Genomic DNA, 7175 nt, shown 5'->3' with positions numbered 1-7175 from the left:
CGAGGTGGTCACCAGCGTGGCCCCCGGCCCGGCCGGGCGTGCGATGGTCGGCTGGGGCGGGATCGCCTCGCTGGTCGTCGACCAGGCCGACGGTCGGGTGCTCGCCGAAGGACCGCTGAAGGCGGTCGAGAACGCCTACGGGCTGCCCCACGGCTGGCACCACCGCGAGACGGCCTCCGAGGGGCCGGACCCGTTGCGCGCCAGGCGTTGGTTGCTGTCCGCGGCGGCCTCCACCGGCCTCGCCTCGGGTGCGCTCGACGCCGTGGTGCGACACGCCAAGGACCGCGAGCTGTTCGGCCGCACGTTGTCGTCCTTCCAGGCCGTGCAGCTGCGGCTGGCCGAGAGCGTGGTCCTCCTGGAGGGCGCGGAGCACCTGGTGCGCGACGCGGCCTGGCGGCTGACCAGGGACGAACCGCACGCCGAGGTCTCCGCCGCGTTGGCGTGGCTCTACACCGCGCCCTCGGTGAAGACGGCCTGCGCCCACGCCCACCAGGTCTTCGGCGCGTTGGGGTTCGCCACCGAGACGGGGCTCTACCGCTTCACCTCGCAGGCGACCTGGCTGCGTCTCGCGACGCCGGTCAAGCCTGCCGCCCGGTACGTCACGGCGAGCAGGGCGAAGACCGCCGGTACTCCCCCCTCGCTCGTGCTGCAGGGCTTCCGACCCTGATCCCGAGCCACTCTCCGGTAGCGCGCGGACCGAGCACGGCGACCAGGTCGTGCGCCGGGCCCCCACCACCACGAATTCCACCCTGCACCGTTCGGTCCCCTTGCTTCGAGCTGCACCGAGACGCGCTCAGGCGGCAGATCCGACAATTTCAGGGGAGGCAAGAGAAACCCGGGATGCTCCGCCACCACCACGGCTCCGAGCGGGGAGAGGTCAATGGAGATTCACATCGACACCGAGAAGTGCGCGGGCCACGCGCAGTGCGCCGCCGACGCGCCGGACGTCTACGACCTGCCATCAGCCACGTCGGCCCCGCTACGCAGTCCTCCAGCGGCGCCGGGTGGGGGTGCTCCTCGCCGCCGTCGACGGACGTGACCCGGTGGTCGGTCCTCCCCCGAGGTCGCGGCAGCGGCTGTCGTCACCGCACCAGCGAGCCGGCGTCGACGGGGAGCTGCGCGCCGGTGATGTAGCGGGCCTGGTCCGAGCACAGCCAGACGACCGCGTTGGAGATGTCGACCGCGTCCACCCACGGCACCGGGAGGGCGTTCAGCGTCATGAACGCGTTCACCGCGTCCGCCTGCGTCGCCTTGCCGCCCAGGTCCGGGCGGAACAGGTCGTACATCGCCTGGTTCTGCACCATGCCCGTGTCGACCGTGGTCGGGTGCACGGAGTTGACCCTGATCGAGTGCGGGGCCAGCTCCGAGGCCAACGACTTCACCAAGCCGACCACGCCATGCTTGGCGGCGGAGTAGTGCGCGATGTTCGCGGTGCCCTTCATGCCGGCGGTCGACGAGGTCAGCACCATCGACCCGCCACGTCCGCCCGCCTTCAGGTGCGGGATCGCGGCCCGCGCGGTGCGGAACACGCCCGTGAGGTTGATGTCGATCATGTCGTCCCACATCTGGTCGTCGAGGTCCTCGGCGGGCGAGCCGCTCCAGATCCCGGCGTTGGCGAGGACGATGTCGAGTCGCCCGAAGGTCGCGACGCCCTCTCCGAGGACACCCGCCAGCTCACTGCTGCTGCGGACGTCGGCCTCACGAGCCACGATGCGCCGGTCCAGCGCCTCGACCAGCTTGACGGTCTCGTCGAGGTCGTCTCGCGTCGACATCGGGTACGGCACCGAGTCCAGCTGTGCACAGAGGTCGACGCCGATGATGTCGGCACCCTCCTCCGCCAGGCGCAGGGCGTGGCTCCTGCCCTGGCCGCGGGCGACACCCGTCACGAAGGCGACTTTGCCGTCGAGCAGTCCCATGACGATCAAGCCTTTCCGTAGTACGTGGACGCCTGTCCGGCGTCAGTGCTCGTGCACGATCTTTCCCCGGATGTCCCGGCCCGCCGGCATGTCCTCGAAGCCGTCGTCGATCTGGTCGAGCGTGTAGCGCGTGGTCACCAGATCGTCCAGGACGAGCTCGACGCCGCGCAGCGAGCCCGGACGGAGGACCGTCGACGACGGGCGGCTCTCCGGATTCAGTGCATTGAACCCGCGACGACTATGCCCGCGTCCTCACGGACCGTCAAGGTCGTCGCAGACCAGAGGTCCGGTCGCGATCGAAACGGTGTCCGAATCGCGGCCGGTCGGCGGTAGGCCACCCGAGACCCCGGCGCGCCGGCCCCTCACGTCGCCATCGAGTAGCCGCCGTTGACCGGGATGGTCTGCCCCGTGATCCACGACGACGCGTCCGAGGCGAGCAGCAGCACGACCGCGGCGACGTCCGCCGGTCGGCCGAACCGTCTGATCACGTACCGGCGGAGCATGGCGGCGGCGGTCTCCTCGTCGGGCCCGCCCCGCTCCTCGCTGCGCACCGTGCCGAGCGAGACGGTGTTCGCCGTGATCCCGTGCCTGCCGACGGCCTTGGCCAGGGAGCGGACGAAACCCGCCGCACCGGCCTTCGCGGCGGAGTACGGCACCAGGAACGGCTCACCGACCCGCCCGGCGTCGGAGACCAGCGTGACGATGCGGCCGCCGCCGCGCTCGATCATCACCGGCAGCACCGCCCGCGAGCAGTTCATGACGCCGAACAGGTTCACGTCGAACCAGGCCTGCCACTCCTCGGGTCCGGTCTCCCAGAACGGCGGCGGGTCCGCCTCGAAACCCCGGTCGGCGCCGACGTTGCCCGCGTTGTTCACCAGGACGTCGATCCCGCCGAACGTCTCGACGACCGTGGCCACGAGGCGGAGGACGGCGTCGAGATCGGTGACGTCGGCACGGACGGCGAGCGCGGTACCCCCGGCCGCCTCGATCTCCGCCACCACCCGCTGGGCTCACTCGTCTGCTCGGTCATCAGCGAAGCCCCAGTCCCCGTGCCACGATCCCGCGCAGGATCTCGTTGGTCCCACCCCGCAGCGTGAAGCCCGGGGCGTGCAGCACCGCCTCGGCCAGCAGCCGCGCGTAGCCCGACTCCGCGCCGGGGTCCGGCGGGATCGACAGCAGCAGCCGTGAGGCGTCGATCACCTCGTTCTCGAAGCGGGTGCCCAGGTCCTTCACCACGGCCGCGGCCAGCTCCGGCGCCTGCCCCGCCTCCAGCGCCCCGGCGATCGCCAGCGACATCCGCCGCAGCGTCCAGTACCGCGACACCAGCCCGCCCAGGTCGCGGCGGCGCCCGGCGTCGAGCTCACCCGTCGAGATCTCCTGCAGCAGCGCCACGAGCAGCGGGAACGTGGACAGGTACCGCTCCGGGCCCGACCGCTCGAACGCCAGCTCCGACGTCACCTGGTGCCAGCCCTGCCCGACCTCCCCCAGCACCCTCGTGTCCGGGATGAAGACCTTGTCGAACACCACCTCGTTGAAGTGGTGCGCGCCCGTGAGCAGCGGGATCGGTCGGATGGTCACGCCCGGCGAGTCCAGCTCGACGATCAGCTGCGACAGCCCCGCGTGCCGGTTCGTGTCGTCCTTGGGCGAGGTTCGGACGAGCGCGAAGAACGCGTGGGCGTGGTGGGCGCCCGAGGTCCACACCTTCGTGCCGGTCAGCTCCCAGCCGCCGTCGACCCACTCCGCCTTCGACCGCACCGACGCCAGGTCGGACCCGGAGTCCGGCTCCGACATCCCGATGCCGAAGAAGACCTCCCCGGCCGCGATGCCCGGCAGGAACCGCTGCCGCTGCTCCTCGGTGCCGAAGCGCATGAGCGAGGGCCCGATCTGCCGGTCCGCGACCCAGTGCGCCGCGACCGGCGCGCCCGCCGCCAGCAGCTCCTCGGTCACCACGTACCGGTCCAGCGCCCCCCGGCCGTGCCCGCCGTACTCGGTGGGGATCGTCATCCCGAGCCAGCCGCGCTCGGCCAGCGCTCGGGAGAACCGCTCGTCCCAGCCCGACAGCCAGGTGTCCGCCCGCGGCCGCCAGGCCCCCGCGGCCCGCTCCTCGGCCAGGAACGCCCGCACCTCGGCCCGTAGGTCGGCGACCCGCTCCGGCAGCTCGACCGGCGGCGGGACCAGACTCGGCAACTTCGCCATCGTGTCCGTCACCTCCCCTTCCTAGACGAACGATCGGTTCAGTGCATCAAGGTGTGGCGTGATGGGAGGATCCGGGGCATGACGAACTCCAACTCCGATCTCGAACGGAAGGTTCTCGACGCCGTCCCCACCGGTTTGCTGATCGGGGGCGAGTGGCGGGCGTCGGCGTCCGGAGCCACCACGAAGGTCGAGGACCCCTCGACCGGGGAGGTGCTGCTCGAGGTGGCCGACGCGGCTCCGGAGGACGGCATCGCGGCCCTGACCGCCGCGCACGAGGCCCAGCAGTCCTTCGCCGCCCTGGCTCCCCGGGAGCGCAGCGACATCCTCCGCCGCGCCTTCGAGGCGATGATCGCCCGCCAGGACGAGCTCGCCCTGCTGATGACCCTGGAGATGGGCAAGCCGCTCGCCGAGTCGCGCGGCGAGGTCGCCTACGCGGCCGAGTTCTTCCGCTGGTTCTCCGAGGAGGCCGTCCGGATCGACGGCGGCTTCGCCACCGCCCCCGCGGGCGGCAGCCGGTTCCTCGTGATGAAGCAGCCCGTGGGCCCCTGTGTCTTCATCACGCCCTGGAACTTCCCGCTGGCCATGGGCACCCGCAAGATCGGCCCCGCGCTCGCGGCGGGCTGCACCGTGGTGATCAAGCCCGCGCCGCAGACCCCGTTGTCCATGCTCGCGCTCGGCCAGATCCTGCTCGACGCCGGCCTGCCCGCCGGTGTGCTGAACATCATCAACGCCACGGACGCCGCCGCTGTGATGGAACCGGTCATCCGCGACGGGCGCGCCCGCAAGCTCTCCTTCACCGGCTCGACGGGCGTCGGCAAGCTCCTGCTCCAGCAGTGCGCCGACAAGGTCCTGCGGACGTCGATGGAGCTGGGCGGCAACGCCTCGTTCCTCGTCTTCGAGGACGCGGACCTGGACAAGGCCGTCGAGGGCGCGATGCTCGCCAAGATGCGGAACATGGGCGAGGCGTGCACCGCCGCGAACCGCTTCTACGTGCAGCGCTCGGTGGCCGACGCGTTCGCCGCGAAGCTCGGCGAGCGGATGGGCGCGCTGAAGGTCGGCCGCGGCACCGAGGACGGGGTCCAGGTCGGTCCGCTGGTCGACGCCAAGGGCCTCGACAAGGTCGTCGACCTCGTCGCCGACGCGGTGTCGCACGGCGCCACGATCACCGTGGGCGGGGAGAGGGTGGACGGGCCGGGCCACTTCTACCCGCCGACCGTGCTCACCGACGTGCCGCAGAGCTCCCGGCTCAACCACGAGGAGATCTTCGGCCCGGTCGCGCCGATCTCGGTGTTCGACTCCGAGGACGAGGCCCTCGCCGCCGCCAACGCCACCGAGTTCGGCCTGGTCAACTACGTGTTCACGGAGAACCTGAACCGGGCGCTGCGGGTGGCGGAGAAGCTGGAGAGCGGGATGATCGGGCTCAACACGGGCCTGGTGTCCAACCCGGCGGCGCCCTTCGGCGGGATCAAGGAGTCCGGCCTCGGGCGCGAGGGCGGGACCGTGGGCATCGAGGAGTTCCTCGAGCTCAAGTACGTGGCCATCGGCGGTCTGGGCTGAGTCAGGGCTGAGTCTGGGCCGAGTCTGGGCTGGACGGGTGGGGCGGCCCCGGGAGGGGCCGCCCCACGTCAGGCCTGCTCGATCTTCATGGTCCGCGTCCTCGGCCCGCCCGGCCGGATCCGCGGCCACACCAGGACCGCCACGGCGCAGACCGCCTGCGAGATCGCGTAGCCCGCGGCGACCGGCATGAGCTGCTCGACGGGGTGCGAACCGTCCGCCAGCGCCGGGCCGATCGGTGTGAACAGCGCGACGCCGATCACGAAGGCCGTGCTGACGAGCTGGAGCCGGGCGAAGCCGAACCCGTCGTGCAGGGCCTGCCGCACGCCCAGCTCGTGGGAGATGATCAGCCGGGCGACCATGCCGAGCAGCAGCACGCGCAGCACGTCGGCGGCCTCGGCGTACCCGGGCCCGAAGAAGGACAGTCCGATGCCCGCCAGCGCGATCCCCACCACGATCATCGGCAGGAAGATCACGTACAGCCTGCGCCGGGAGGCGCGGATGTGGGCGGCGGCGTTGTCCGGGTCGCGCGCCAGCTGCGCCGACAGCGACTGCATGAACCGCTGGCACGCGATGTCGATGACCATCACGGCCTGCCAGGCGATGAAGAAGGCCGCACCGGTGGCCCCGCCGAAGCGCTGGGTCACGATGACCGTGACCTGGTTGAACAGCAGGACCGTGCCCCAGTGGGCCAGCGTGGTCGGCCCCAGGAAGCTGATCGCCTCCTTGCGGGTGGGCAGCCACTCCTGGTCGGACATGCGGGCGAACTTGCGGGTGTAGATCCCGCCGACCACCGCGCTGCCCAGCGTCCAGAGGGCGATCGGGACGACCCAGGAGACCACCACGCCGAACGGGCCGAGGCTCGCGCCGAGCGCCACCAGCAGGCCGATCCGGGCGACCGCGAAGGCGATGTTGCGCCAGGACGCCCACCACGTCTTCCCGACGGCGATGAGGCTGAAGTCGTGCACACCCCACAGGCCCCAGCCGATCGCGGCGGCCAGGAACATCAGCCCGCCCGCCCAGACCGGGAGGACGTCACCGGCACCGGTCTCGGCCATGAGGGGCTCGAGGAGCACGTAGACCAGCCCGACGAGCGCGCACGACGGGATGATCACCAGGTGGCTGCGCCAGAAGAGCGTCGCGGCCTTCTTGCCCGACCGCGGCATCCAGATCATCATCGCGGAGTCGAGGTTGAGCTGCGCCACGCCTGCGACCAGCAGGAACGCCGACACGAAGGCCGACGCGTAGCCGACCGACTCCTGCGGCATGATCCGCGCCGCGATCAGCCAGCTGATCAGCCCGGCGACCGACCCGACGGCACCGCTGATGGTGAGCGACAGGCCGTCGTTCAGGGCGCGCTTGCCGGACCCCCCGGAGGAGGAGCCGAGGTCCTTCGAGGTCTCGGCGGGCGGCTCGGGCCCGTCTCCCCCACCACCACCGCCGGCCGCGGGGGGCGGGTCGTCGGGACGGATCACGGGGAGCGGACCGGTGGGGAGGTCGATCGGGCCG

6 protein-coding genes are annotated in these 7175 nt (G+C 71.7%); 2 read left to right on the top strand and 4 right to left on the bottom strand.

Features of this window, described 5'->3' with window-relative positions:
* The coding region (locus H5J29_RS15275) for an acyl-CoA dehydrogenase family protein (protein ID WP_281375991.1) at nt 1-667 on the top strand (667 nt) is incomplete at its 5' end.
* Nucleotides 668-1082: 415 nt separating this feature from the next.
* Here the strand turns inward: H5J29_RS15275 and H5J29_RS15270 are convergent.
* The 3 genes from H5J29_RS15270 to H5J29_RS15260 all read right to left on the bottom strand — a co-directional run bounded on the left by H5J29_RS15270 (nt 1083) and on the right by H5J29_RS15260 (nt 4112).
* Nucleotides 1083-1916, bottom strand: a complete 834-nt coding sequence (locus tag H5J29_RS15270) for a mycofactocin-coupled SDR family oxidoreductase (RefSeq protein WP_181781627.1) — start codon at nt 1914-1916, stop codon at nt 1083-1085.
* 362 nt (nt 1917-2278) lie between these two features.
* Nucleotides 2279-2914: an SDR family NAD(P)-dependent oxidoreductase gene (locus H5J29_RS15265; RefSeq protein WP_312858244.1), complete on the bottom strand. Its 636-nt coding sequence runs from the start codon at nt 2912-2914 to the stop codon at nt 2279-2281.
* Nucleotides 2915-2945: 31 nt separating this feature from the next.
* Nucleotides 2946-4112, bottom strand: a complete 1167-nt coding sequence (locus tag H5J29_RS15260; protein WP_181781625.1) for an acyl-CoA dehydrogenase family protein — start codon at nt 4110-4112, stop codon at nt 2946-2948.
* A 78-nt stretch (nt 4113-4190) separates the two neighbouring features.
* Between H5J29_RS15260 and H5J29_RS15255 the strand changes: the two genes are divergently transcribed.
* Nucleotides 4191-5669: an NAD-dependent succinate-semialdehyde dehydrogenase gene (locus H5J29_RS15255; protein WP_181781624.1), complete on the top strand. Its 1479-nt coding sequence runs from the start codon at nt 4191-4193 to the stop codon at nt 5667-5669.
* A 68-nt stretch (nt 5670-5737) separates the two neighbouring features.
* On the opposite strand, the gene H5J29_RS15250 is transcribed toward H5J29_RS15255, so the two are convergent.
* Nucleotides 5738-7175 (bottom strand): lipopolysaccharide biosynthesis protein (locus H5J29_RS15250; protein ID WP_220187450.1); only part of this gene is annotated, 1438 nt, incomplete at its 5' end.

The sequence above is a fragment of the Pseudonocardia pini genome (genome assembly GCF_013870575.1).
Classification (GTDB): Bacteria; Actinomycetota; Actinomycetes; order Mycobacteriales; family Pseudonocardiaceae; genus Pseudonocardia; species Pseudonocardia pini.
This window is presented reverse-complemented; position numbering and strand designations above follow the sequence as displayed.